At 39.3% G+C, this 26,900-nt stretch carries 22 protein-coding genes and 1 pseudogene; 13 read left to right on the forward strand and 10 right to left on the reverse strand.

What is annotated here, in order from left to right; translation table 11 throughout:
• Positions 1-123: 123 nt before the first annotated feature.
• Positions 124-396 carry a hypothetical protein gene (locus tag FXW07_RS16990; RefSeq protein WP_229396627.1) on the reverse strand — a complete coding sequence of 91 codons (273 nt, stop codon included), beginning with the start codon at positions 394-396 and terminating at the stop codon, positions 124-126.
• Positions 397-569: 173 nt separating this feature from the next.
• Here FXW07_RS16990 and FXW07_RS16995 point away from each other — a divergent pair, with 173 nt between their 5' ends.
• The 9 genes from FXW07_RS16995 to FXW07_RS17035 all read left to right on the forward strand — a co-directional run bounded on the left by FXW07_RS16995 (position 570) and on the right by FXW07_RS17035 (position 9,620).
• Complete coding sequence (locus FXW07_RS16995; protein WP_229396629.1) at positions 570-938, forward strand: hypothetical protein; 369 nt, start codon at positions 570-572, stop codon at positions 936-938.
• A gap of 256 nt (positions 939-1,194) precedes the next feature.
• Positions 1,195-1,830 carry a tRNA (pseudouridine(54)-N(1))-methyltransferase TrmY gene (gene trmY, locus FXW07_RS17000; protein WP_229396630.1) on the forward strand — a complete coding sequence of 212 codons (636 nt, stop codon included), beginning with the start codon at positions 1,195-1,197 and terminating at the stop codon, positions 1,828-1,830.
• 139 nt (positions 1,831-1,969) lie between these two features.
• Positions 1,970-3,265, forward strand: a complete 1,296-nt coding sequence (locus FXW07_RS17005) for a tRNA pseudouridine(54/55) synthase Pus10 (protein WP_229396632.1) — start codon at positions 1,970-1,972, stop codon at positions 3,263-3,265.
• A gap of 148 nt (positions 3,266-3,413) precedes the next feature.
• The gene (locus FXW07_RS17010; protein WP_048106216.1) at positions 3,414-3,707 is read left to right on the forward strand and encodes a 50S ribosomal protein L21e; all 294 of its coding nucleotides are present in this window, start codon (positions 3,414-3,416) and stop codon (positions 3,705-3,707) included.
• Between the two features lie 636 nt (positions 3,708-4,343).
• Positions 4,344-4,697, forward strand: coding sequence for an RNA polymerase Rpb4 family protein (locus FXW07_RS17015; protein WP_048121107.1), 354 nt, complete (start codon positions 4,344-4,346; stop codon positions 4,695-4,697).
• 355 nt (positions 4,698-5,052) lie between these two features.
• On the forward strand, positions 5,053-5,775 hold the full coding sequence (locus tag FXW07_RS17020) for a DUF655 domain-containing protein (protein WP_048156383.1): 723 nt from the start codon (positions 5,053-5,055) through the stop codon (positions 5,773-5,775).
• Between the two features lie 200 nt (positions 5,776-5,975).
• Positions 5,976-6,812 carry a 16S rRNA (adenine(1518)-N(6)/adenine(1519)-N(6))-dimethyltransferase RsmA gene (rsmA, locus tag FXW07_RS17025; protein WP_229396703.1) on the forward strand — a complete coding sequence of 279 codons (837 nt, stop codon included), beginning with the start codon at positions 5,976-5,978 and terminating at the stop codon, positions 6,810-6,812.
• A 65-nt stretch (positions 6,813-6,877) separates the two neighbouring features.
• Positions 6,878-7,486: a HemK2/MTQ2 family protein methyltransferase gene (locus FXW07_RS17030; RefSeq protein ID WP_229396634.1), complete on the forward strand. Its 609-nt coding sequence runs from the start codon at positions 6,878-6,880 to the stop codon at positions 7,484-7,486.
• Between the two features lie 778 nt (positions 7,487-8,264).
• Positions 8,265-9,620, forward strand: coding sequence for a NosD domain-containing protein (locus FXW07_RS17035; RefSeq protein ID WP_229396636.1), 1,356 nt, complete (start codon positions 8,265-8,267; stop codon positions 9,618-9,620).
• Positions 9,621-9,644: 24 nt separating this feature from the next.
• Here the strand turns inward: FXW07_RS17035 and FXW07_RS19410 are convergent, their stop codons facing one another.
• On the reverse strand, positions 9,645-9,767 hold the full coding sequence (locus FXW07_RS19410) for a hypothetical protein (RefSeq protein ID WP_255679120.1): 123 nt from the start codon (positions 9,765-9,767) through the stop codon (positions 9,645-9,647).
• Positions 9,768-9,814: 47 nt separating this feature from the next.
• Positions 9,815-11,029 carry a multidrug effflux MFS transporter gene (locus tag FXW07_RS17040; protein ID WP_229396638.1) on the reverse strand — a complete coding sequence of 405 codons (1,215 nt, stop codon included), beginning with the start codon at positions 11,027-11,029 and terminating at the stop codon, positions 9,815-9,817.
• Positions 11,030-11,240: 211 nt separating this feature from the next.
• On the opposite strand from FXW07_RS17040, the gene FXW07_RS17045 reads away from it, so the two are divergent.
• Both FXW07_RS17045 and FXW07_RS17050 read left to right on the forward strand, forming a co-directional pair.
• Complete coding sequence (locus FXW07_RS17045; RefSeq protein ID WP_229396639.1) at positions 11,241-12,038, forward strand: alpha/beta hydrolase; 798 nt, start codon at positions 11,241-11,243, stop codon at positions 12,036-12,038.
• Positions 12,039-12,175: 137 nt separating this feature from the next.
• Positions 12,176-12,856, forward strand: a complete 681-nt coding sequence (locus tag FXW07_RS17050; protein WP_229396641.1) for a LysE family translocator — start codon at positions 12,176-12,178, stop codon at positions 12,854-12,856.
• Positions 12,857-13,173: 317 nt separating this feature from the next.
• Here the strand turns inward: FXW07_RS17050 and FXW07_RS17055 are convergent, their stop codons facing one another.
• Both FXW07_RS17055 and FXW07_RS17060 read right to left on the reverse strand, forming a co-directional pair.
• The gene (locus FXW07_RS17055; protein ID WP_048156397.1) at positions 13,174-13,479 is read right to left on the reverse strand and encodes a DUF3303 family protein; all 306 of its coding nucleotides are present in this window, start codon (positions 13,477-13,479) and stop codon (positions 13,174-13,176) included.
• A gap of 1,307 nt (positions 13,480-14,786) precedes the next feature.
• Positions 14,787-15,281 (reverse strand): hypothetical protein, encoded by a 495-nt coding sequence (locus tag FXW07_RS17060; RefSeq protein ID WP_229396643.1) that lies wholly within the window; start codon positions 15,279-15,281, stop codon positions 14,787-14,789.
• Positions 15,282-16,256: 975 nt separating this feature from the next.
• Between FXW07_RS17060 and FXW07_RS17065 the strand changes: the two are divergent.
• Positions 16,257-16,505, forward strand: a pseudogene (locus FXW07_RS17065) (IS5/IS1182 family transposase); the annotation flags it as partial.
• 332 nt (positions 16,506-16,837) lie between these two features.
• Here FXW07_RS17065 and FXW07_RS17070 read toward each other — a convergent pair.
• The 4 genes from FXW07_RS17070 to ileS form a co-directional block, all read right to left on the reverse strand.
• On the reverse strand, positions 16,838-17,059 hold the full coding sequence (locus FXW07_RS17070) for a hypothetical protein (protein ID WP_048121128.1): 222 nt from the start codon (positions 17,057-17,059) through the stop codon (positions 16,838-16,840).
• Between the two features lie 1,182 nt (positions 17,060-18,241).
• On the reverse strand, positions 18,242-18,463 hold the full coding sequence (locus tag FXW07_RS17075; protein WP_229396645.1) for a hypothetical protein: 222 nt from the start codon (positions 18,461-18,463) through the stop codon (positions 18,242-18,244).
• Between the two features lie 1,601 nt (positions 18,464-20,064).
• Positions 20,065-20,697, reverse strand: a complete 633-nt coding sequence (locus tag FXW07_RS17080) for a 6-hydroxymethylpterin diphosphokinase MptE-like protein (protein ID WP_048123948.1) — start codon at positions 20,695-20,697, stop codon at positions 20,065-20,067.
• Positions 20,698-20,768: 71 nt separating this feature from the next.
• The gene (gene ileS, locus FXW07_RS17085) at positions 20,769-23,945 is read right to left on the reverse strand and encodes an isoleucine--tRNA ligase (protein WP_229396647.1); all 3,177 of its coding nucleotides are present in this window, start codon (positions 23,943-23,945) and stop codon (positions 20,769-20,771) included.
• 65 nt (positions 23,946-24,010) lie between these two features.
• On the opposite strand from ileS, the gene FXW07_RS17090 reads away from it, so the two are divergent.
• Positions 24,011-24,313: a phage integrase N-terminal SAM-like domain-containing protein gene (locus FXW07_RS17090; protein WP_229396649.1), complete on the forward strand. Its 303-nt coding sequence runs from the start codon at positions 24,011-24,013 to the stop codon at positions 24,311-24,313.
• A gap of 118 nt (positions 24,314-24,431) precedes the next feature.
• Here the strand turns inward: FXW07_RS17090 and FXW07_RS17095 are convergent, their stop codons facing one another.
• On the reverse strand, positions 24,432-26,303 hold the full coding sequence (locus FXW07_RS17095) for a tetratricopeptide repeat protein (RefSeq protein ID WP_229396651.1): 1,872 nt from the start codon (positions 26,301-26,303) through the stop codon (positions 24,432-24,434).
• Positions 26,304-26,900 lie beyond the last annotated feature (597 nt).

Below are 26,900 nucleotides of genomic sequence, written 5' to 3' on the forward strand. Positions count from 1 at the left end.
ACTGAGTCAGAGAATACATTTATTTATAAAATTGAGACTTAGTAACTGTAATAAAATAATTTACACCGATTTTTCATAAAGTTTATTTTCAATTGGTGATAAAAATCTTGAAAATCAAGTTATTCAATCGAAATCTGTACATAATTTATTCTGTGACGACTCCTTAGTGTTAGCTCGCCTTAAAACCTCACTCAGTGAGATGTGTCCTAATAGCCCGGACTTCATCCTCTGAAAAAGGAAGCCTCTGGTAGTGTCATATTGAGTTAAGTTGTCGTGTCCCTGGTGCAGACATACGGTGGATTCGGGAATTACCCTGCAACCAGACAGCTTTCTATTGTCTTGCGCGTTATTTTCACACTCATACCATATGCTTGGGTTTCCGCAGTCTGGTACCATATTTCATGTTTTAGTTCCATCCAGCCTCGGTTGGTGGATAGTGTACGATTATGTTTTGCACTAAATCATTTTTCAAAAAGAGATCGTGAATATATCGGGTGGACAACACAAAAAAGTTTTTTAGTATTAAAGTCATTTTTTAGGAAAGGCGAGGCTATCTGAGAGGTAATATGATGAAAAAAATTAGCTTTTTAGTAATTGGCTTGCTACTTATGTCAATAGTAGCGATGTCAGGATGTACTGGCAGTAAAACATCTAACACTGTCGCCCCTACAGAAAAGAATGCAGGCAATGTATCTCATAATAATACTATACCTCCTGGAGGAAAACCCGGTGACATCTCACCTGACGCTAACATGTCCTCTCGAAAAAATTCAGATAACATGCCAAGTAACGCTACTATACATCCGAATGGAAATCCGGGTGAGATGCCATCAAATTCAACAATGCCTCCAAGAGGCAATCCAGATGGTATGCCAGCTAATGGAACCATGCCTCTTCGAGGAGATCCTCCGGTAGGGACTCCAGGTAACATGTCATAATTAGATTTATTATGCCTCTCTCAACCGTACCGTCTGCTTATTCTCCATAAGCTTTTAAATTAGGTCGTTGATTAATTTGCTTCGAGGCATATAACGGCACTCGCTATCTATTTTCTCAATGACCTGAGGGTCGAAAGTCAGGGTAGCGCCAATCTTCTGATCTAATTTGATGAGTCGAACCATTTTTACTCTCATCCCCTTTTTTCCAAAAAAGCTTACGTACATCTTTTATACCTCTTGCGTAAATATAGTGCCCATGCGCGATATTGTTATTATAGGGCATAAAGCAAACACAAGCGGCGACTTTACATTAAATGACCTTCCAGGTTCTGCAGGAAGAATGGATATCCTTTGCCGCTGCGTGAGTTCTGCCCTTTTTCTCTCTTTCGGAATGCGCAGGGATGTAAATGTGCACCTGCTCCTTCTGGGAGAACCCAATCCCGGAAAAATCCTCAGGTTTGAAGGACTACACCTGAGATACCTTAACCCGGACGAGCGGAGCAGCGGTTCGCTTATCCAGAAAGCCCTTCAAAAAGATGCAAGCGAACAGGATATCCGTTCCACTCCAGGCGTCTGGGTTCGCAAAGGAGATCTAGATTCCCTACTCTCGGAATTTGAGGGACGCAACCTGTTCTATCTGAGAGAAGATGGAGAGGATATCAGAGCAATTGCAAGTGAAATCCGCGACCCGGTCTTCATCCTGGGAGACCATTTAGGAGTTACCGAAGAAGAGGAAGCACAGCTCCTTAAGGCAGGGGTGAAAATCATCTCGGTAGGTCCTCTTTCTCTCCATTCTAATCACTGCATAACCCTTATACACAATGAACTTGACAGAGCTGAAGCTGAAAGAGGAGAGGTCCCCGGAGAAGCTGACAGCAGGGTTGAAGATTGAGTGGTGACAGATTTAATGATGACCAGAAATATTAAGTGATAAGGAGCTTTCATCTCTTACTTATTCCTTAATTTTGTCACTCATCCCCAGGTCAATTTCCCGAAAAAAGCTTAAAGAAAGTGAAAGAAAGTGAAAGAAAATGGACGTACTCGATATTTCAAAAAAGATTTTGCATGAAGGCCCGATATGTGACCACTGTCTGGGCCGCCAGTTTGCAAAATTATCCACAGGCCTGAGCAATAGAGAACGTGGGCAGGCCTTGAAACTCGCCCTTGTCCTGGAAGGGGACCGGATCTATAAAGCTGAAAACGATGATTCTCTTCTCAAAGAACTTGCTCCTTGCAGTGTATTTGCGAGAAAGGCTCTAGGAACAGAAAGCGAAGATGAACAGTGCTGGGTCTGCCTTGACCAGTTTAAAAAGCTGGATGAATGGGCCGATGAAGCTGCAAAAGCCCTTGAAGGACTTGAATATTCTACCTTTCTTGTAGGCACAAAGGTCAGCGGACTTCTTAGTGAAAACGAGGAGCTGCTCTGGGCTGAGGCTGGGACTGCATATGCCGAACAGCTTAAGACCGAGCTTAATAGGGAAGTTGGCAAGCGGATAGCAGAGAAAGTCCATAAAGACGTGGATTTCGAAAACCCTGATATTACAATTACCCTTGACCTTGGAAAAAACGAGCTTGATCTCCAGCTCCGCTCGGTATATATTTTAGGGCGCTACCGCAAACTTATCAGGGGAATTCCTCAGACACGCTGGCCTTGCAGGAAATGCAAGGGAAAAGGATGTGAGCGCTGTAATTTTACAGGGAAACAGTATCAGGAATCCGTAGATGAACTTATAAAAGGGCCTGTAGTTGAGGCTTTCCAGGCCATTGATACGGCTTTTCATGGTTCGGGCAGGGAAGATATCGATGCCCTGATGCTGGGAAGTGGCAGGCCTTTTGTAGTAGAAGCAAAATCTCCTGTAAAGCGAAGCACAGACCTTGAAGAACTTATGCGAAATATTAATGAGAAAGCTGCCGGAAAAGTTGAGGTAAGAGAGTTTTCTTTCACTGGAAAGGATATGATTGAGACCTTGAAAAGCTCAAAGGCGGATAAAACTTATAAGCTTAAAGTTACATTTAAAGAGCCTGTTTCGGAGGAAAAGCTTAAATCCAGCCTTGAGGCTTTGAGTGACATAGAGATCTCACAGCAGACTCCAACGCGGGTAGTTCACAGGCGGGCTGACCTTGTCAGAAAAAGGCATGTGCACCGTATCAAGCTTGACGAACTGACAGACGAAGGTTACGCTTACATAACAGTAAACTGCGAAGGCGGGCTGTATGTAAAAGAGCTTGTTTCCGGAGATGAGGGCAGGACAAACCCGAGCCTGAGCGGACTTTTAGGGATTCCTGCGCTTGTGGAAGATCTTGATGTGGTCAACGTTGATATTTAAACTCAATCTGAATCAGCGTTATTTAATACATAGAGTCAGGAAAATACTGCCTGACGAAACGTCTTATTTAAATAATATCCATCTTATCTAGAGAAAAACTGTATATACTATAGACTAATTAATCGAGCATTCTAAGGAGGAACATGCGATGACAAATTCCCACGGCGAAAAACGCTGCACAAGGTATAAACTACAGAAGACAGTTCGTGAAAGAGGGATTTCCCCTGTAAGCAAGGCAATTCAGGAATTCGAAGAAGGACAAATGGTCCACATTGACATTGATCCGAGTGTTCAGAAAGGTATGCCCAATCCGAAGTTCCAGGGTTCTACCGGAAAGATACTCGGACAGCGCGGTCGTTCGTACATTCTTGAAGTCCGCAACGGAAATGCGATGAAGGAAGTTATTTCCCTCCCTCAGCACCTTAAACCGCAGAAGTATTAATTCCCATTCCAGGCAGTTAGGTTGTAAAACCTAACCCATTTTATCTGAGTTTACAGTATGCAGGCATTTACCGTAGGATCGGGCTCCTACTAGGGGTTTTCAGTAATTTGTAAGGGCTGGGTCTGTAATTAAATGTAAGAAACTCAATGACTCCTGGATAACTGCTTAAAGGGAGAGGGGACTTAAAGAAAACTGATTTTAAAAACTTGTCTCTTATCCCTATATAATGGTTTATTATCTCAAGATGGTGATCTCTTATCACGAAATGGTGATCTCTTATCCTGAGATGATGATCTCTTATCCCGATATGGATATCTCTTATCTCGAGATGGGACTATCTATAATTATATATCGGTTGTCAGACATATACCGATCCAGATAAGGAAAAGATTATTCGGAACAATTTCAGATTATTATTAAATACGATCGAATTTCGTGCATAACGGCAATCTGAAGAAGGCCTATATATGAAAAGAATTAAGCAATCTATCTCAAGGCCAGTTCAGATTTCCGGATGCTGACAGGCAGAAATTTACTTGCCAGGAACTCCTGGAGAATTGAAGAGTGACCTGAAGAGATTACTCAGCAGGGAATGGCAAATTGTTACAACTTTTAAGTCGAAAAGAGTGTATTCCAATGATAGTTAAGGAAGTCCTCAGTGAAGAATTATTGACTTTAGCCGAAGTCAGAGATCTACTTAACAGGATCGCCGAAGAGCGCAGAGAGAAGGGGCTTGAAGTAGGATATGGATTTAGAAAAGCTCTGCACCATGCTGAACAATTCTCAAAGATCAGTGGAGAAAAATCAAGGGAACTGGTTAACAAGCTGTTAGAACTCGAAAAAATGAAGCCTTCAATTGCGATCAGGATCGCAGATATTCTGCCTCAATCCAGGGATGAAATCCGATCAATCTACGCTAAAGAAAAATATACCCTGAGCAACGAGGAACTTGATCAAATTCTCGATTATGTATTGGAAGCTATTGAATAAAACTGAGACGCAAAGGGAATAACCTATATAGAAGTTTTCATCTTCTTATTTATAAGGGAAGTATCCAAAACTTAGAGTACTTTAAAGTGTCAGGGAGTGCCTGACCCGAATTCAAACATAGTGGACTCGTTGGGTTGTTGAAGATATAGAGTCCGGGGATGTCGGTTACAGGGTAGTCTAAAGTTTTACGGGACATATAGAACACCAGAAATTTGTGAATTGTCGGCAGTTCCGATTAATGGATAGATTTCAAACCGGATGGAACCGAGTTAAGCATATCAGGATAAGATATATCTTGAATATCCTGAACACAGATTTCCATGGGATTTCAGATTAATTGATAGGATGGGTGCTGATGAGAGTAGAGAAGTCGCAATCAGGTAGACCGTACGCTGGCAGATCAGCTGCTGAAAAACCTTCTTATGGCGGCAGGCGTCCGACAGGCAAACCGCAATCCGAGAGACAATCAGAAAGAGCTCCGCGCTCATCCAGAAAGTCCCAGGAAAGCTCACAGGACAGGGAGGAATATGCATGGGTTCTCGACTATCTTCCCTATGGGAAATCAGTTGACGGCACTGCCGCATACCAAAAAAAGCCTCTTGTTCAGGCTGTGGGAGATAAAAAATTTACTCTTATGGAGCTTGTTCCCAAAAACGGTGTGGTTCCTCAGATCCAGTCAAGAGTTTATATCGGATCGGGAGACAGGGATGAAATCGACCACGTAAAGCAGAGAATAGGCTATTTAGATCTTACGACAGGAGCGAATCTCGAACTGCCTTTTATCCTTGAGGCGTGTGTAAGGTATCAGGAGGTACGCTTTGTAAAGTTTTTCAACGAGGCTCATTCTATAACTACCCGCCTGCATATGCTTGATCTCCTTCCCGGAATAGGCAAAAAACTCATGTGGTCTATAATCGATGAGCGCAAAAAGGGAGATTTCAAGAGTTTTCAGGATATCCGGGAGAGAATCCCAAGCCTGCATGACCCGGCTAAAGTCCTTGCCCACAGGATTGAAGAGGAACTCAAGGATGATTTCATCAAGTACAGGCTGTTCACAGCTCCACCGCGCCGACAGTAAGCCGAGTGAGATGAACTATCTCGGTTCTATTTTTTCCAGTATGGCTCTCAAGGTTGACTTTTTCAGTTTTTGATTTTTGTCATTTAAAATATAGTAATTCCGTATTGGCTAAAGATTCCATTATTGACCAAAGGTTCCGTATTAGATCAAAGTACTCAATTTACTCAGCAAAGTACTAAATTTACTCAGGAGGTTTCAGTCTGGTTCGTTCTCTTCTTAAAAAATATAATATAAAAGGCGGCACTTTTGATCAGCATTTTCTGGTCGATGCAGGCTATCTGGACAGAATAGTGGCTGCTGCTGAGCTTGGGCCTGAGGATGTAGTTCTTGAAATCGGTGCAGGTATCGGAAACCTGACTGAAAGGCTTGCAAAAAAGGCAAAAAAAGTAATCGGAGTTGAACTTGACCCTGTCCTTGTAAGAGTTCTCCATGACCGTTTCGATAAAATCGAAAATATTGAGATTATTGCAGGAGATGCACTGAAAATCAAGCTCCCAGAATTTGATAAGGTCGTCTCTAACCTTCCTTATTCCATCTCTTCAGAGATAACTTTCAAGCTCCTTCGCCATAAATTCAAACTTGGCGTTCTCATGTACCAGTATGAGTTTGCAGCCAGGATGGTTTCCTCGCCCAATTGCAAGGATTACTCGCGCCTTACGGTTGATACCTGTTATTTTGCTGATGCCTCTATTTTGATGAAAGTCCCAAAAAATGCTTTCCAGCCGGCACCGGAGGTTGATTCTGCAGTTATCAAACTTGTTCCCCGCCCTGCACCATTCGAAGTCAAAGACCAGGCTTTTTTCATGGATTTTGTGGCCGCAGTCTTCAGCCAGCGACGGAAAAAACTGAGAAATGCGATTCTGAACATGAACCATGTACTCAAGATTCCCAGCATTAAAGAGGTAATTGCCCAGCTCCCAGAGGATATGATGAGCAAACGTGCTGAAAACTTGACTCCTGAAGAGCTTGCAAAAGTTGCAAATCAAATAATTGATTTAAAGTCATCACTTCTTACGAACGAGTTAAAAGGACAGTAAAAAATCAAGAACACTGAAAAACTAAGAACAGTAAAAAATCAAGAATAATAAAGAACTCGAAAATTATGGTTGAAATTGAATACAGAAAAGCCCGGATAAAGCTCGGGGACACGGACCTTGTCTATGAGCCTGCAGAAGATTCTTTTTTACTTGCCGATGCCGCTCTTAAAGAAGCAAAACCAGGAATGCGAATTCTTGAAATTGGAACAGGGTCGGGTTTTGTATCTGCTGTACTTCTTGCAAACCTGAAAGAGATTCGTCTGGTCGCTACGGAAATTAACCCCCATGCCGCACGCTGTGCAAAAATGAACGGTGTAGAGGTTATTCGTACTGATCTTTTCAGGGGGATAAAGTCCAAAAATCCTGAAACTCTTTTTGACCTTATTCTATTTAATCCGCCCTACCTTCCGACTTCTGAAGAAGAAAAAGTTCCAGGCTGGCTGAATTATGCTTTTGACGGCGGGATTAGCGGAAGAGACACTCTGGAAAGGTTTCTGGACGAAGTAAGAGATTCTCTCAAGCCTGGAGGAGAGATTCTTGTGCTTATCTCTTCCATTACCGGGCTGGATGCCATTAAGGAGAAAATGGAGACGCTGGGGTTTGCAGTTGAAGTTGTAGCGAGGAAAAAGGTTTCTTTTGAAGAGCTGATGGTTGTTAAAGGTAAACTTTTGTGACCAAGTCTACCTTGAAACTAATATTGATCTAAAATTATAAATATTATAGTTTTTTATTCCGTTTTATATTTTGGAGACTTTTTGGGAGTTTCTAAGAACCTTTAAATTCTTTTAAGACGTTTTGATACTTTTTGAAACTTTTTATTACTTTTTGAGACTTTTTATTACTTTCTGGTCTCCAGATTTTCTCTCTAAATTGTGCGAAACAATAAAATTTTAAGTATACTGAGATAATTTTTGATTTATGGGAAAAGGAAACATCGCAATAGATAAATCAATGGTAAAACCAGTTGTTGATGACAAAATAATAATTCCTTTACCAAGGATTTTGGTTATTCCATAAATTTTAAAAAGTTATTAAAATAATTTCCCAAAGTTAATTTAAATTTTGGTTGCCCCATAATAAATTAAAAAGTGTCTAACGTTTTAAACCTTAACCGATGACCAATGAAGAGATATTTAAAAACAAGGAAGTAGTTAATATATAAATTATTAATTTCATCTGTATATTAACAAATGATCTTCATTAAAATCAATAACTGTTGGCTTAATTATATCATATTATAAGCCGGAGTGACTATGTAAAGTTTATGGGGGTTTAGTTCTGGGAATCGCGCTTATCGAAGATTATCGTAACAGATGGAGGTTCAGTGCTGCATTTGTTACCATCTTATTTCTGTATTCAGCAGGTGTTGGAAGTGCAGAGGTTATTTATGTAGAACCTAGTAATTCAATCCAGGCTGCAGTAAATAACTCTACATCCGGAGATCTAATCATTGTGAAAGCTGGGGAATACCAGGAGAATATTATTGTCAATGTTTCAGGGATAAAGATCAGTTCGGAGTTTGAGAACCCTGAAAATGTGCTTATAAGGGCCAGGAATGAAAATTCCAGCGTGTTTCAGATTAAAGCCGATAATGTAACTGTCAGCGGCTTCAATATAACTGGTTCAGATGAGGCTTCCAACATTTCTGTTTCTAGCATCTCCAATATTTCAGGTTCTACAAATTTTTCCGAAATGGGAAGTAATTCCAATAACTCCAATAACTCCAATAATTCCAGTAACTCCAATAATTCCAGTAACTCCAATAATTTCAATAACTCCAATAACTCCAATAACTCCAATAATTCCAATAATTCCAATAATTCCAATAATTTCAATAATTCCAATAATTCAGAGAGTACCAATCCTGGGAAGGGTTCCGGTTCAGGGCCAGATAAGCCTGTTTACCAATGGGATGGATTAGGTTGTCCTGCAGCAGGAATTTGCCTTGAGCAGGTTAACAACTGCACAATTGAGAATAACACGTTTTTCGGAAAACAGTACGGGGTTTATTTGCAGGACTCCAAGAACAGTACAGTCTTGAAGAATACTTTTTTCCGTAACGGGATCTGGCTTGATGAAGGGTGCGGCAAAAACCTGCTGATAAATAATTCTATTGAAGAGAGTAAATTCATTATTGGGGCTAACTGCTGGGACAATATAATGTTCCAGAATCGGGTTTCAAACAGTGAAGGAATAAGTATTGCTTGCTGTGGTGGAAACAATCTAGTCTCAGGGAATGAAATCGTAAACTGCAGTAATGGAATTGACATCTATGACGTTCAGGCAAGGACCGTTCTACGTGATAACATTATTATAGGCTGCGAGAAAGGGATTTATCTAACTTTTGTCTTCGATTCCAGAGTTTATAATAATACTATCTCAAACGGGACCACAGGCATTTTTCTAAGAGAGGACTGCCACGATAATGAGCTGTCTAACAATACAATAACAGCGAGTAACGAATCTGGCATTTACTTGCTGGACTACAGTGCAGATAACCTCATTTATAACAACTACTTCAATAATAGCATAAATGTTAAAGCCGAGAATACTAAAGGAAATATCTGGAATACTACACAGTCGCCAGGGACAAACATCGTAGGAGGACCAAACCTGGGTGGAAATTTCTGGGCAGATCCGGAAGGAACCGGCTTCTCTCAGGTCTCAAATGATTCAAACTCGGATGGTATCTGCGATTTGCCATTCCAGATTAATGGAAGCGATTTTGATTATCTTCCACTTGCCAGACCTCCTTTCGCAGCCGGGGTGGATCTTGAAGTCACAATCAGAATTCCTGAACCAAAATAATGCCCCGGACATTTCCATTGAAATTTACATAGAGACCCCTAATTTAGGAACCATGATCTTCAGGCGGTAAACAGAGAGTAGTTCCGAATAACCAAAGTTCCGAAGCTCGCAGGTGTCATTCCGGATTGAGACCGTCTTTGTACCCATGTATCTGTGCATATACACAGAAATAAAGTTTTATCCCTTGCCTATGTTCAAGCAATTCCCTTTACCCCTCTTTTCTGTATAATAAACCATGCTGCAAACACCAGAGCCCCACAGCCTACGGCAGTGGTTCCGAGCACAGGGATCTTATCCGCCCATTCCAGAGAGATGAACCACATACTCACAGCCCCAAAGGTGAAATAAGTGAAAATCAGCAGGGACGAAGCTGAACCTATATCCCGGTCAACCTGTTCCAGCACAAGGTTATTGCTGGGAGGACGGCTTAAACCAAGGGAAAACGAAACCATAAACATGGGAAGAGCAAAGCTCCAGGGACCATGTTGTCCCATAAAAAGCAGGAAAATACCACCCAGGAAAACTCCCGCAAATGCGATTGTCATCAAGTGCTTTGAATTCACCCTTCTTGTTAACCGAAGGCAAGAGAAGGCACCACTCATAATGGCAAGGGCATTGAAGGCAAAAAAGTAGCTGTATTTTTGCTCGCTGAGGCCAAACTCGTTAATATAGATGGCAGAAGAACCTGCAATGAAACTAAACAATGGGAAAAAACTGACTGACATGACTAGAACCATGATCATATACGAGGGATTGAGCAGCAATCTGCTGTAGGTATTCATGACCTGAGATAAAGGAGCTTCAGATGCTTCTGGCAGTGTTTCAGGAAAACGGAGAACGCCAAACAGTGCGATAATTCCCATGAATGCCTCCATTAAGAATATCCAGTGCCAGGACAGATACAGAAGGATCCACCCGCCAATGATCGGAGCAAGCATGGGAGCAAGGCCCATGATTACAGCAATATATGCAAGAATTCTTTCCCTTTCCGGACCTACGAAAATGTCTTTAGTCATTGCCATGGATATAGAGGAACCGGCAGCAGCTCCTGCAGCTTGCAGTATGCGAGTACCTATCAGCATGGGTGCACCAGACACAAAAGCACCTAACAGGCTTGTCAGTATGTACACTGCAAGCCCTACAAGGAGAGGACGTCGACGTCCATAACGGTCAGAAATCGGGCCGTAGAAGAGAAGGAAAAGCCCATAGGTCACAAAGAAAAAAACCAGGTTCAGATTAATTAGCGATAGAGAGACGTTCCAGCTTTTGGCCAGAGAGGGAAGGGCCGGTAAAATCATGTCTGTGGTAAGAGGAGGAAAGGCAGACAGAAGTGCCAGAAGCGGCACTGTCACTTTCAAATTTTTTTGTATTTTCTCTTTAGAAGCGTTTGTTTTTTGTTTGAAAGCCATAGCTAAATCCTTTATCATTATTGACATTAGAAGGTTATTTATGGAAGTTATTAATGGAAGTTATTAATTCAAAATATGGTTACATATGCAACTATGTCGTATGAATACCGAAGGAATATAATTGTATATAACAATTACGATAGTAAAAATGAAGCCCGGCAAATTTGATACCCTTTTATAATAAAGTCAAAAAACAGAACTGGATACTATAATGAAAAATTATATAAACATAAATAAGTTGAGAAAATACGGAAACCCACCTTTTGGTCTTGCTGTAATCCATGGCGGCCCGGGAGCTCCGGGGGAAATGGCACCTGTTGCAAGAGAACTCTCCGATTTTGGAGGCGTACTTGAACCGCTTCAAACCGCAGTAACCGTTGAAGGGCAGGTCAGGGAGCTCAAGGAAGTTCTGGAAGACCACAGCGACCTGCCGGTTACATTAATCGGTTTTTCCTGGGGTGCAATGCTCAGCTTTATTTTTACTGCCCTGTATCCCCATCTGGTAAAAAAGCTAATACTTATCGGGAGCGGCCCATACGAAGAAAAATATACTGAGTGCGTAGTGAAGACCCGGATAAACCGGCTCGGAAAAGAAGACCGGGAGAACTTCATTCGCCTGACCGAAACCCTGAACGATCCTTCAGCTAAAAACCGGAATGAAGCCCTGTGCAATATTGGGAAGTTAATGTCGAAAGCCGATACTTATGATCCGCTTCCCCATAAAGATGAGGTGCTTGAGTGCAACTACGAGAGCTTCAAAGGCGTATGGGAAGAAGTAAGTGAACTGAGAAGCCAAGGAAAACTGCTCGAAATAGGAAAAGAAATCCGCTGCCAGGTAGTTGCAATTCATGGTGACTATGACCCCCATCCTTTTGAAGGAGTTAGAGACCCTCTTTCCGGGGTTTTGAAGGATTTCAGGTTCATTTTGCTGGAAAAATGCGGGCACAAACCCTGGATTGAAAGGGAAGCAAAGGAAAGGTTTTACAGTTTACTGAGGAACGAGATTTAAGTGCCCGCAACGAAATAACCTATGCAACATACAATTATATTTGAAATAAATAGTTGAGCTTGTTTGCGAAAATACTTGAGTACAGTATAAAAACGTGCCTAAGTTATTTCACTACGAGTACTAAGTAAAAAAGAAAAGTGGGATTAAGGAAAAGTGGAAAAGAGAAAAACAAAAAAGGAACAGTGAGAACCTTGATAGAACAGTCTCAGTTAATCTATTTTATTGCAGCCTCTGCGGCACTTACGCTTCTTCCGGGCCCTGATATTCTATTCGTAATTACCCAGAGCATTTCGCAGGGCAAAAAGGCAGGAATTGCAACAGCATCCGGCCTCTCTACAGGCGTACTTGCCCATACTACCGCAGCCGCAGTCGGAGTTTCTGCCCTTGTATATAAGTCTGCTCTTGCTTTTGAAATTGTAAAATACGCAGGTGCAGCTTATCTGCTCTACCTTGCCTGGCACGCCTTAAAAGAAAGTGAAGAGCTGGTATCTTCGGCCCCTTTTAGGGAAACAAATACCTTTGCCCTTTACAGGCGCGGGATCTTTATGAACGTTTTAAACCCAAAGGTTGCCCTCTTCTTCCTCGCCTTCCTGCCCCAGTTTGTAAACATAGATTCGGGAAACGTCCCCATGCAGATGATATTTCTGGGAATCATTTTCATGGTTCAGGCCTGGCTGATCTTTTTCGCTGTATCGGTTTTTGCCGGAACCGTTGGTGAGAGAATAATACAGAAGCCGGGAGTTGGCAGGTATATCAACTGGGGAAAAGCAGGAATTTTCACGTTTATTGGGATAAAACTTGCATTGACTCATAAATGAACCGGAAATCAATGAAAACACACATGAAATCCTTCTAATCACAGGAATAAAAAATGAAAGTACTTGAAAGAACTTTCATGCTAAATCATGAAAATTAATAGTTAAAGCTGGCCGTCGTTAAAAAAATTAACCTTGACGTCTTTTAATTGCGGCTGGCTTTCTGGCAGAAACAAAGTTAGAACTGAATATCATTAAGAGAATCTACAAAAATACAGTTAGAACTGAAAACATTGAGTTTCACTATTAAAGCTCAACTACTCAAAAATTTCAACAATCATATATGGTTTTCATTTTTTTAAGTAAAGAATATTCGTACTTTATTGAGAATTATCTGGCCTGCTCAATCTTTCAATCTGGTATACTGTGGAATTTTTAAAATCTTCGGCCTCTATGACAGGAAACACATCAATCTGGCATAAATCAGTAAATGGCAAATTATAAGCCAGATAATCTTTAACAGTTTCTACATCAAATAGAGTTATTACACGTCCTCCCCCTGCATCAAACCACTGGTTAATAATCTTCAACCCATCTGGAAAAACCGTATTTTCGACCTGTTCCCATCGTTTAAATAGCTCTATAGTATTCTTAGGGTCAAAGGTTGTTATGTCCAATAATAACATATTTTTATTTCCTGATCTGGTCTTGTAATCTATAATAATTTTATATGTACAATATAGCGCATTTAACTTATAAATATTTTGTAAACAGATAAATGATTATATTAAAGAGAGAGTCGCAAAAGTCCAAAATTAACTAAAATCCTGCTTTCGGCAGATGCGACATAAAAATCCATTCAATTTTTCTAGTTATATCGTTTTATTAGAACTTTTGAGATTCATTTTAAATCAAAAAGTACCAAATAGTAACAATTACATAATTAATATATATTATTAGTAAGTGAAATAAAAGACCGCCACTGCCAGATATATAATTCGCGTGATACTGGTTTTTAAGTGAACCTGTAAAAAATAACAATTAAAAATATTTGGATATTATGACGCGCTTGCTGCCGATGTAGATAAAAATCAGCCGACCATATCATAGCAAATAAATTTCATAATTTTATATAATGCCGATTTATGAAATTGAATTTCGAGGACTGTATGTAATTAATTAGAATTTCTAGACTTTTACAACGCTCTCACTACATATATAAAACTCAGATTTCTTCCAAAATATTAAATAAAACTACACATAAGATAAATAATAATCCAATTTGACTTTTGATAGGAAGGTTTTAATATCTATACGACATATTAACTGTATATATAATATGGGGGTGATGATGGTGGCACAATCAAATAAACTTATGAAATATTTAGTCCTCGGTGTTTTCGTAGGGATGTTACTGGTTTATCTTAAGTTTAAGAGAGTAAAGATTGAAAAATAAGTCCCAAAGGACTTTATCTATACATTTTTTAAACTGAAAAACTTTATTTTATTAAAATATTTTAACTCATAACGAGCGGATCCCAAAACGCAAAATTGCTTCTCTGAATCCCGTATTCTGGATTATCAATAAGAGCTTCTGATCCTGAAAAAATAATTCTGAAACTCTTATTGATGTGGGAATAAAATTAGTTTTGGGATGAGCTCAACAAGTAATGTCACTGAAAAATAACTAAGCAAGATATGTAGCTTTGAAAAAGCTATCCTCTCAGACTACGACTCAGTTCCAAAATCAAGTGATAAAAGCAAGTGTAACATCACTATATAAATCCGCCCTTCCGCAGGTGCGACAAGAAGCTATACTATGAATTGCGTTACACTACGAGTTACTATTTTCTTTAAGGAATGATTCAAGTATAACATCAAGGTATTTGTTGCCAAGAATCATTATTGAGATACTGAAATTACGGATCAATTTCTGAACTGCAAATTTGAAGTTATATTTTTATCATTCCTAAATTACAACTACCTATCAGCCTTAAAACTTCAAGCCATCATCGGTTATTGTGATATCGTAGTTTCCAACAAAAAAGGTATCATGCACATTTACACCGTTTATGGTTTGCCTGGGAGTATCGTTTATTTCCACAGTACGGTCAGTTATATGAATTTTCTTTCCTCCTACATAGAAAACTCCGCTCACTGCTACATATCCGTCTTCTGTAATTTTAGCATTGAAAATAACATCACCGTTTTCCCTTTTTGTTAACGTGATCCCATTTTCGGTCTCGATTTCTCCCTGCACATCAAAGTTTTTGTTAATTTGAGTGAGCTCGTTCCTGTCGATTTTTGCTATGAGTTCTGAGTTTTCATCCCTGATCTCGGTTGTCAGAGTAAGGTTGCCATCGGAGTTTTCCAGGGTAAACAGGTTTGTTCTGTCTCCGGTTTTTATATCTGTCTGATATGACACCATGTATGCCTGGTCTGCATAGACGTTTGATCCCAGAATTAGCATATAATCGTCGTGAGTCATGTGATTTTCGCCTGTGATTTTATGTATCTATTTACTAATATGATTATATAAAACGCTTCTTAATCAACTTTTATTGTGGAAAACGGAACATCTTAACAAAAAGATACTCATGTGTCTTCGGTTAAGTGAGAAATCATGACAAATTGCGTCAATTTCCTCAACATATATAAAATATGGCAATAGACTGGAAAATGGAATATGGTATTGACTTCATGTAAATATGCCAAAATTTAACGCCGGCTTCTAATGCAAAATCGATAGCTTTCAGGCAAGAAAATTCCTTAACCGATGAACAATGAGTAAGCCCTATTTGTTCCCTTTAAGAGAACGGAAGCAAACTCACGAATGTAAGGTACTCAAAGACACTGATAGGTGAGAGGCTTACAGACAGTAATGTCAGTTGGCTGTCATCAAGAATCACAAAATCAATTATGCAAATAGCTGATGCCTGATACAGAAAAGATTTGAAAACACTCGAACCGTATGAAGGGAAACTTTCACGTACGGTTCCTGGGGAGAAAGGAGGAGTAATCCTCCCGATTTACCCGACAAATAATTTAAGTACTTCAATAAAATCTCATAATATAGCAGTATAAACTCAATTTTATATATTGATAAGTATTATATTTAGTTGGGCATCTGTGTACTCTTCATTTAAACACCCTCCATCTATCTCCGTTCCTCCTCTCAAAAGACGGATGCCCTCTTTATTTTAAAACTTTCTGAATTCTTTGCCGAGAAATATATGCATGAAAACCAAACGCAGCCCCTTTAACTTTTGTTTTACTCTTTTTATTTTTTCTCTTTTCTTCTGACCTTCTTCTTTTGACCTATTTCTCTTTCCTTCTTACTCCTTTTGATCTTCTTTTGGCTCTTCGTTGTGGCTCTTCGTTGTTTATGTGGATATCCTTGTAATGTCTTCATAAAACCAATGCGGTCTTGAATTGAAAATCATCTTATCCACAGAGAATGAAGAAGAGCCTATATAAAGAACTTATAGCAAAATTTTGAACTATAATGTAAAATTGGGGGGACTTAAGCCTATTAGATCTCTCATTGAGGACATACTTAAAGTGACCAAAAAACGTTCAATATGGAAAATTTACACCGATATACGATGCATTCTGTAAAAATTATTGTTCTTTAGCTGTATTTTTGACAGGAAAAATTACTGCATTCTTTATTAGTGATAAAAAGGGATTAAAACACTTGGCTGGGAGTTAAGAAAAAAGCACCATAAAATAAAAGTAAATGAAAGTGCCCAAAATTAAATTGTTTGAGTTCTTATGTAATTAGTTTTTCAACTGAATTCTCAGTTCTGGATGAATAAAATGAGACTGGGCTTATTCGTTAGTCCTTTCTTATGAGTGACGGTTAATTGCAGGAAAACCTTTCAATACGTTTCAGGGTTCTGATGCAATCAAGGTTCTCCTGCTTATATATCCCGGCGGAGGATTGTACAAATGAGCCCACAATCGGTTTTTATGTCTTTATAGATATTTATTTAACCTGTGGTTAAATTAGTCAGCATTCAGCTATTGGCCTAGCGATTGCTCTTAGCAGTCGCCCCACCAGCCGTCACCACAGCCGCCGCTTTTAATCTTACAGGCACGAACTGCTGTTATGCAGCAAGCCTCTTTCTCCTTTTTGCATCCACAACCACAGCCGCCCCAGCCGCCACCAAAGCCGCCAAAGCCGCCAAAGCCGCCAAAGCCGCCCCAACCGCAGCCGCCGCATCCACAACCATCGAACTTTTTAAAGAATGGAAATCCTCCCATATAACTACCTCCAGATTTTATATTTTATTGTTTTATTCTTTTTAGTTAATTTATACAACTTTTTACATATCGGAGCAAATATACTTTTTAGACTGAAGTGTATTTCTCCAATCAAATTATATATCGACTCGCCAACTCTACTGTTATTCCTGACAACCGTATTTTGGTCTGTCTTCACGTAAAGAGATGCAGATTTAATTTCAGTTGTCAGAAAATACAATTTATAATATAATTGTAGATTATATAAGCATAATAGAATAATATGTCCTTAATATTAAATAGTCATTGAAAAAGCTGGGAAATCATGCTCGGTAAAATGCGTTTAATTTTACGTTTAATTTACGAATTTTAGTTCCTTTAATTTATATAAAATCAGGATTTCAAGCTTCCAATTAATGATTTATTCAAAAATATAGTCTCTATGGCATAAAGAAATTATATTATCCAATTATAACCTTTTTAGAGGCTTAATACATGTGAATTTAGCAGACGAAAATACTATTACTTATCTAATTTTTGAACTTTAATACTCTAATGTGTTTATAGAAAAGTAAATAATTGATAAAGTTGACTGTTTCTTCTAAACACTTAATTTTCGATAAATTACTTATAAAACTGAACTAAAAAACTACTCTGAAGCTGTAATCTAAAGCTGTAATCTGAAGCTGTAATTAGGAAAACAAGATGAGACTCTATTGTTGAGTCGTGTTGAGTCAACCGCAAAATGTCGTATAAAACCGGTTGCAATTATTCAAATTAATGAATCCTTGATGATTGACTCAACAGTATTTAACACTATTATATGATTAGCAAGTAGGTAATATGAAAAGTCAGGATAGCTTGTGGAAAAGCAAATTAAATGCAGATCCAAAAACAGATCTGCAAAAATTCTCAGAATTATATTTTTTGAACTCTTATGCGACTGGTTTTTCAATTAAACTGTGTTAATGCTAATGAATAAAGAGAGATGGGCTCATTCATTAATCCATTTTAAAGGATACCGATTAGTTGCAGAAGAGGTCTTTGAATACATCTATAACTCTGATGCAATCAAGATTTCCCTGATTCTATATCTGGAAAAGGGCTGTATGAATGAGCCATCGTTGGTTTTATGTTTTACATTTATCTATTCAATCCATGGTTCGATTAGTCAGCATTCAGCTATTGGCCTGGCGATTGCTCTTAACAGTCGCCCCACCAGCCGTCACCACAGCCGCCGCCTTTAATCTTACAGGCACGAACTGCTGTTATGCATTTAGCCTCGGGCTTACCACATCCACAGCCGCCCCAGCCGCCGCCACAGCCGCCAAAGCCGCCAAAGCCGCCCCAGCCGCCCCAGCCGCCACCACAGCCGCCGCAACCATCAAATTTTCCTCTTCCAAATAATCCAAATCCTCCACCCATAATATTTACCTCCATATTTACTATATTTTTATAGATTTTTTATTATTTTCTTTCTATTTTTATATAATATTTTATATATTGGGAAAGATATAATTTTAGATTTGAGTACATGTTTCTCCAACCAAATTTTATATCGACTCCCCAACTCTATTATTACTCCTGACAATCACGTTGTAACCTATCTTCACTTAAAAAGAAGCAGATTTAACTTTAATTGCCAGAAAGTACAATCGATAATATAATTGTAAATTATATAAATCGAATAGAATAATAAATTCTTAACATTAAATAGTCATTGAAAAAGCTGGGAAACCATGCGCTGATGAGTCATGTTTAGTTTTGTATTTAATTTATGGAATTTGAGTTTTTAAATCTCTCAAGAAATCAGGATTTATAGTCTGAAATTTAATATTTATGCAAAAATAAAACCTGGATGGTATAGATATGCCATATTTTCTAATTATAATCAATTTGGGGGCTCAAAGCGTATGCGTTTAGTAAAAGAAAAGAGTACTACTCATTCTGTTTTTTAACTTGGCAACTCTTAAAAATTAAGACGAAAGTATAAATGTTCCTAAAATAAATTATTCCTACAAAATAGTGAACTTTTGATTTAATTAGCCTGAATAGAAACCCACTTTCAAACACATGAAGCTCGTAGTTGCTAACTTGCAGTTAATAAAATGCATAGCCATCAATTCAAGATAATTAATCAGAAGTTATCTTTCTATCTTGAATTGATAGCTATTTTTATTCATCCATACTTAACATTTCACGGGCTCAACGATTGACCTGGCGATTATTCTTAACACCAATCGCCCCAGCCGCCGCCCCAGCCGCAGCGGCGCCAGCCACGACGCCAGCCCCAGCCGCCGCCCCAGCCGCAGCCACCAAACCATCCACACATTATATTTACCTCCAGGATTTTGCTATGTTATTTTATACTTTTCAGATACTATACAGGTAGGCTTTTAGATTAGAGAATTGCACGCTCTAATCAAACTTTTTCACCCACCCCCAATCATACTTTCATGGCAACTTTTTAGAAATTATTAGAGTACTCATTTCTTTTTAGAGAGAAACCGTTCTCCCATGTTCTCCCATGAAAGTACAATTAAACATATAATTAGAAATTATATAAAAGATCTAGAATAACTGTTTCTGAATATAAATAATCTATATAAAATTGAAGAAACCCTCTATCAATTAAACAAGCTTACTTTTGAATTTACTCTACAATCTCTAGTTCTATAAAAACTCTCAATAAATCAGGAATAAAAATCTGTAATTGAATATTCAGCCAAAAAATATTACCTTAATAATCTTAATCAGCTCTATTTCCTGGCTAAATCCAATTTAAAGCCTGAAAATAACTGAATTTTGTTGAAAAAGTAGTATAACTCTTTTTAGTATTTAACTTTATAACTTTAGTCTTTTTATTTTATGCAAAATATCAATATAAAGGGCGACTATTAAATAGGATAATTTTTTTGATTCAGCTTATGAATAAAAAAAAATAGGATTTGTCAATTTATTGTCTTTATAATAGTTTCAGTGGGAGAATTGGCACTTTCAGTTAGAATGGTTTCTTTTTAAAAATCTTAGATCCCTATCAGTTTCTTTGCCCATTTCAATTTCTTTTTCTTAATCGGGTTTACATTGTTATCTTCAAAATCAAAACCTGCTAGTCTGATTTTATTAGCTCCAAATTCCCTGGCTACAAAAAAACATCGGTCTCCATCACTGAAGCCGCCAAAATTATAGATATCATCAAAAGGCTTTGCCTGGGTAGTTGCAATAAATCGTTTAAAGCGGGGAACATATTTCTCAAGCTTATCTATATTATCCCCATGCGCATGAATAAGGACTATTGAGCCCTTTTCACAGGCAAGGATCTCTTTTTCGATATCAGCTTCGGAATTGCCGTCAAGGTCGGTACAGATGACCTCAGGCACTATGCCCATATCCATTAGTACAGCAGCGGCTCCATCGGCTGCAATTACCGTAAAAGCAGAAAAATTGATTTCCAAAAGGTCACTCCTGAGCCCTGGAGCATTTCCACAGACCAGGACAGGCTTTCCGGAAATTACTGCTTTGAGTTCAGACAGGCTGACCGTGTTTTCTTCTGTCAGCTTATGGGAAAGGAAAAGAGCTGCCTTTTCATCGCCTTTTCGGTCGAACCCGAAATCCTCAAGGATTCTTTCGTAAATCGGTTCCCAGGTAGCAAAATCCATATGAATCAGTTTCCTTTCCGTTTTACAGTTTGAATTCAAAATTTCTTAAATTTCCAACTATTTTTAAGAGTTTATTTCTTTGCAATTCCCATCTTCATGGCAATGCCTTCGACATCCCAATCCTTTACAAGGGCTCCGGAAACATCGATATCACTGCCAAGGTCAAGGATATCGGCTCTGACCTCTTCTGCAATCAGGTCTTTGAGGGTTTCAATAAGTTTCAGGACTCTTTCATCTTTGATCTGGACTGAGGCACGGATGTTTTCATCCACTACAAGGTCAAGTTCTTTCCGCATGTCCTGAAGCCTGCGAATTACTTCCCTTGCATATCCTTCAGCTTCCAGTTCTGGAGTAAGGTTTGCGTCCACATAGACAAGACCGGCATCAGATTCTGCACTTGCTGTACCTTCTGGCAGAGTTTCTTTGAAGTTTGCCATACCCGGAGTAACTGTAACTGTTGTTCCGTCTGCAAGAGAGAGTTCAAACTCACCAGCCTCGGCAAAGGCTTTCTTCAAAACAAAACCGTCAACTTTCTGCAGGGCAGGAATGACTTTTCCTGCATCCTTCTTAAACACAGGACCTATTTTGCTCGGGTCAGGGATTACTTCAAGCCCAAGTTCATCCCAGCTCTCACCAACTGGCGTCAGGACAATTGCCTTGGAATTTGTCTGGTCCATAAGGACTGAGCGCAGTTTCTCGACAGCCTTTGCTGAATCCTCATTTTCAGGGGAAACAACTATTCGGGAAACAGGCCACCTGAGCTTTCTTCCTGCTTTCTGGCGGGCGTTTGAAGCAGCTTCGACAATAGAACGTGCAGTATTCATGGCCGCTTCGAGTTCAGGGTCAAGATAGGCTTCATTGACTTTTGGCCAGTCGCACATATGAACCGATTCCAGTGCATTCGGGTCTACATTTCTCATAAGGTTCTGATACATCTCTTCAGCCAGGTAAGGCATGAAAGGAGAGATCAATTTTGTAAGGGTCACGTAGACTTCATAAAGCACGCAGTAAGCTGCAAGCTTGTCAGGGTCATCAGCTTCAGTCCAGGTTCTCGGGCGGATAAGCTGAATATACCAGCGTGAGAGGTCCTCCAGAGTAAATTCAAGAATCTCACGCACTGCCTTATGCAAAAAGTACCCACTCATTGCTTCATCTACGGCCTTAACAACAGACTGAACTCTTGAGAGAATCCACCTGTCCTCTTCCCTGAGAGCGTCTTTTACGGAATCAAGGCTGACCTTAAGCGGATCAAAATTATCAAGTGCCATATAAGGCAGCGGGAACCTGAAGACATTCCAGAGGATATTGATTGAACGATTGACGGTTTCTACTTCTTCCAGGTTAAATTTAAGGTCATCCCAGGGCGCACTTGAAGAGAGCACATAGGCACGCAGGGTGTCAGCTCCGTATCTGTCGATGATCTCAAGAGGGGAAACCACATTTCCAAGGCTTTTGGACATTTTCTTTCCGCCGGCATCAAGCGTAAAACCATGCATGAGTACACTCTTGTAAGGAGCTTTTCCGAAGCCCACCATGCTTGCTCCGAGCTGGGAGTAGAACCAACCGCGAGTCTGGTCATGTCCCTCAGTGATAAAGTCAGCAGGCCACCATTTATCGAACTCCTCCCTGGTCTGAGGGAACTTCAGGGTAGCCCAGGAAGCAACAGCCGAATCAAACCAGACATCGAAAACGTCTTCAACACGTTTTTTCTCTCCACCGCACTCACAGGGGATAGTTAGTTTGTCCACATAGGGGCGGTGAAGTTCAACATCGCCGACTATTCCGGCTTTTTCCAGCAGCTCGGCTTTAGTTCCTACTACCTCAAGTTTTCCGCATTTCTTGCACTTCCAGACCGGAATCGGAATTCCCCAGTAGCGCTGCCTGGAAATGCACCAGTCTCGGGCACCTTCTACCCAGGTCCTGAATCTGGCTGAACCTGCCCAGTCAGGGTACCAGTCTACGGCATCAATTGCCTCAAGCATTTTGTCCTTTATCTCTGTAACCTTGAGGAACCACTGCTCGGTTGCAAGGTAGATTATGGGAGTTTTGCAGCGCCAGCAGTGCCCGTACCTGTGCGTAACCGTTCCTTCTGCAAGCAGTCTGTTGCGTTTTCTCAGGTCTTCAATAACAATCGGATTTGCCTCTCTGACGTTCTTGCCCGCATATTCCCCGGCTTCTTCAGTATAGGCACCGTTCGGGCCCACAGGGCAGAGGATTGGAAGGTTATACTTCACGCCAACATTAAAGTCGTCCATACCATGCCCTGGGGCAATATGTACACAGCCTGTGTTTTCTGCAGTTACGTAATCGGCAAGATAAATGCCATGCTTTATCTCATTCTGCACAGGCACCAGGTCCCCAACAGGGCTTTCATACTCAAGTTTCGTCAGGTCTTCCCCGAACATTGTCTCAAGCACTTCGTAGTCAACATACCTGCCCTGTTTAAGGACGTTCTCGATCAGGTCGGTAGCTGCAATCAAAATTTCTTCAGAGCCGTCCTGCCTGATTGCCCTGAATTTCGAGTATTCAAAACCAGGATGTACGGCTACAGCTACGTTTGCGGGAATTGTCCAGGGGGTTGTTGTCCAGATGACTATGAAAGTATTTTCTTCACCTTTGATCTTAAACTTCACATAGATTGAAGGGTCTGTCCTCTCGGCATATTCGACCTCTGAGTCTGCAATTGCAGTCTCACAGCGAGGGCACCAGTTGACTGAACGTTTGCCCACGTCCAGAAGGTCTTTCTCACTGGCCTGCTTGAGGGCCCACCAGGCAGCTTCAATGTAATCGTCTTTTAAGGTCATGTAGGGGGCATCCCATTGCATCCAGACCCCTAACCTCTGAAACTGTTCAGTCATTTCCTGCTTCTGGTTGATGGCAAATTCCTTACATTTCTCAATAAAATTCTCTACCCCGAAGCTCTCAATGTCCTTTTTGGACTTGAAGCCGAGCACGCCTTCAACTTTGACCTCAATCGGCAGGCCGTGCATATCCCAGCCAGGACGCTCGAGAATATTACGGTTATTCATGGAGTAATAGCGAAGAATGGAATCTTTAATGATCTTATTCCAGGCAGTTCCCAGGTGGATATGTCCGGTCGTATACGGGGGGCCGTCAACAAAAAAAAGTCTTTTTCCAGTCTTGCGGTGCTCTCGGGTCTTTCGATAAGCATCGCTATCTTTCCAGAGCTGCGTTATCTTTTTTTCGATTTGCTCTGCGTTATACTTGGCAGTGATTTCTTTTATCATAGAAAATCCTCAAACGTGATATCTTTTATAGGATCTAGTTTATATATCTAAACATGGGGAACGAATTGATCTTTGATGAATACTTGCAACGGTTAGAGGATGATGGATTAAGTAAACGAACATTGGATAATAACATATTCATATTAAAACCTTTTATTAAATGGCTTGATGGACAAGAGATTACAGACAAAACTGTTTTGGCTTACCTCAGATCACTAAAGCCCAAAAATTATAGTGATAGTACATTGTACCAATACAAAGCTGTTTTAAAAAAGTTTCTATCCACTATATCACCCGAAGGGGCGCGTAGTATAAAACTCAAAGTAAAAAGGAGAGAACCGCCCATTATTTTATCACAGAAGAACTAAGACCTAACTTTTGGAGGGTGTCAATTTCCCCTTTCGAAGCTCCATCACTCCACATTCAGCCGGCATGTGCGGAGTAGGGAGAAGTACACAAGAAGAACTTAGTAAAGCCTCAAGTCCCTTATGAAGATTTATGTGAGGCATTAAAAAATTTGCAAAAATATTTTTTCAACTTTTGGTATATATATTTTATTTTAATCAAACTAATAATTCCAATAACTGTTAAAAATCGCTCCATCAGGCTAAAAATTTTATCAATTGATGTTTCTTCTTGCTTATTCTTTAATAACTCTGAAACCGAATCACGTGTGATTCCATATTGATCAGCTTTACTGAATATTACGTTTGCATCTCTCAATCTGGCGTAACTATTTGTTTCATAATATCCAGTCGTTTCCTTTTCTTTATAATCAGCAACTAGTTTGCCAATCTCACGATAACCTATTCCTGTTAATTTACTGTAGTTAAAAATTCTATCGATTTGTTCTTTGTATATAAGGCCTATAGCATCTTCTTCTGCCCTTTCTTTTGTCCAATCTTCTTTCAAATCACTTTTTATAATTAATTTTGAATCATTCAATACTAAAGTGCCGTTGATAATTAATTCTCCTTTTCGGAACACCTTATTGGAATCAATGTAGGTAAGGCCATTAAAATAGGCTCCTTCGCCCAATATGATGGGGGCGTTATTCGTAAGTTGATGTAACGAATTATTATTAGAGTTATTAGTGTAAACAAATCCATCCCTAAAGCTATAGTTATTCATATCAGAAATACTAGAAACATTACCCCCATAGATATTTTGTACTGCACAAACATCAGAACTATTACCATTTATCGATACGCCCTTTATCGAGGGGCTATTCAATTCTTCATTATTTATTATAGGAATCAGTTTTTCAATTGGATATGGTACTTTAGTTACCTTGCTTTTGTCAGTAGAATGTGGAATAAACGTTACAGATGCCCCATTTGTGTTAGAAATAGTTGCGTTCACTGAATATGGATAGTTTTGATAGAAAGAAAATAGCCCTAAATCATCACTTGTGAGATTAGATTCATTTATAATATCTTCATAGGTTTTCAAATAAATTTGCGCATATTCAAGTAAATCATCTTCTTCCACAAACATATTGCTATTAGAGAAAAGCGATTTATTTGAGTTTAAGAGAATTGATTCTTTTAGACTCAAAGCATATGAGTATTGAGGATCAATTTCAATAGCTTTATCTAAAGCTTCTACTGCTTCATTGTACTTACCTAAATGTGCAAGACAAGTTCCTTTATTGTACCACGTGTCTGAATCTTGAGAGTTAATATCAATTGCTTTGTCAAAGGCTTTTACTGCTTCTTCGTAGTTGCCCAAACACTCAAGAGAATATCCTTTATTGTACCATGCATCTAAATATTGAGAGTTAATGTCAATTGCTTTATCAAAGGCTTTTATTGCTTCCTTATAATTGCCTAAACATTCAAGAGAATATCCTTTATTGTACCATGCCTTTGAGTCTTGAGAGTTAATATCAATTGCTTTATCAAAAGCTTTTACTGCTTCTTCGTAATTACCTAAATACCCAAGACAAAGTCCTTTATTACACCACGCGTATGAATTTTGAGAATTAATTTCAATTGCTTTGTCAAAGGCCTTTATTGCTTCCTCGTAGTTGCCTAAACATTCAAGATAATATCCTTTATTGTCCAAAGCATCCGTATTTTGAGGTGTAATTTCAATTGCTTTATCAAAGGCCTTTATTGCTTCCTCATAATTACCTAATTCTGCAAGACAAAGTCCTTTGTTATACCATGCTTCTGAGTTTTGAGAATTGTTTTCAATGGCTTTATCATAGACCTTTATTGCCTCTTCGTAATTCCCCTGAAATACAAGAGCATTCTCATTGTTGGCTGCCAGTGCAGTCGATGAGAAAATAATTAAAAATAAAAAGAGGGCTGTTAAAGCTAAAACAAGTGGATATAATTTTTCCCTCTTTTTCATTATATTTTTATCCTCCGGTTGCAATATTCTCGAAAAGTATTGAATGAATACAGGAATTATACAAATAATTGCTAAAGTTTTCTATTTTAATATGGCCTTTATAAAAATACTGATAACTAAATAAGACGTCTTACCAGAATTTCCACAAAGTTTATTTATATCTGTATTTTAGCTAATGACTTTACAAATTAAAATTATTGCCCAAAGTAGAACAGTTTTTATTAGTTCCTAAATTTAGGTGCAAGTCCCATACTTAAGGTGACTTGATAAAACACTATGCCCTGTCGCCTTAGGCATGTACTTGTTTTAAATAACGGGTAACGATAGGGCTGTTATACATGATCTAAGGTACAAAATCGGGGTTCTAGAGTTTGAGAACGTATGGCTTGGGCTGGCGGGTAATGTCTCAATGAGGGTATAAGGGTTTCTTAATACCTACGTATGGCTCGCGGTGGTATCTGTGGGCAGTTGGTATCAGGTGCGGGTGCTAAGGGTCTAAGACCTGTCGCATGGCTTGGGCGGTGCATGTGGGTAGGCTGGTCTTGCTCTTTGCGTGTAAAGACTGGATGAAACTTTAGGTATATCTCTATAGGTTTT

It is taken from the genome of Methanosarcina sp. DH1, assembly GCF_020804205.1.
Lineage (GTDB): Archaea > Halobacteriota > Methanosarcinia > Methanosarcinales > Methanosarcinaceae > Methanosarcina > Methanosarcina vacuolata.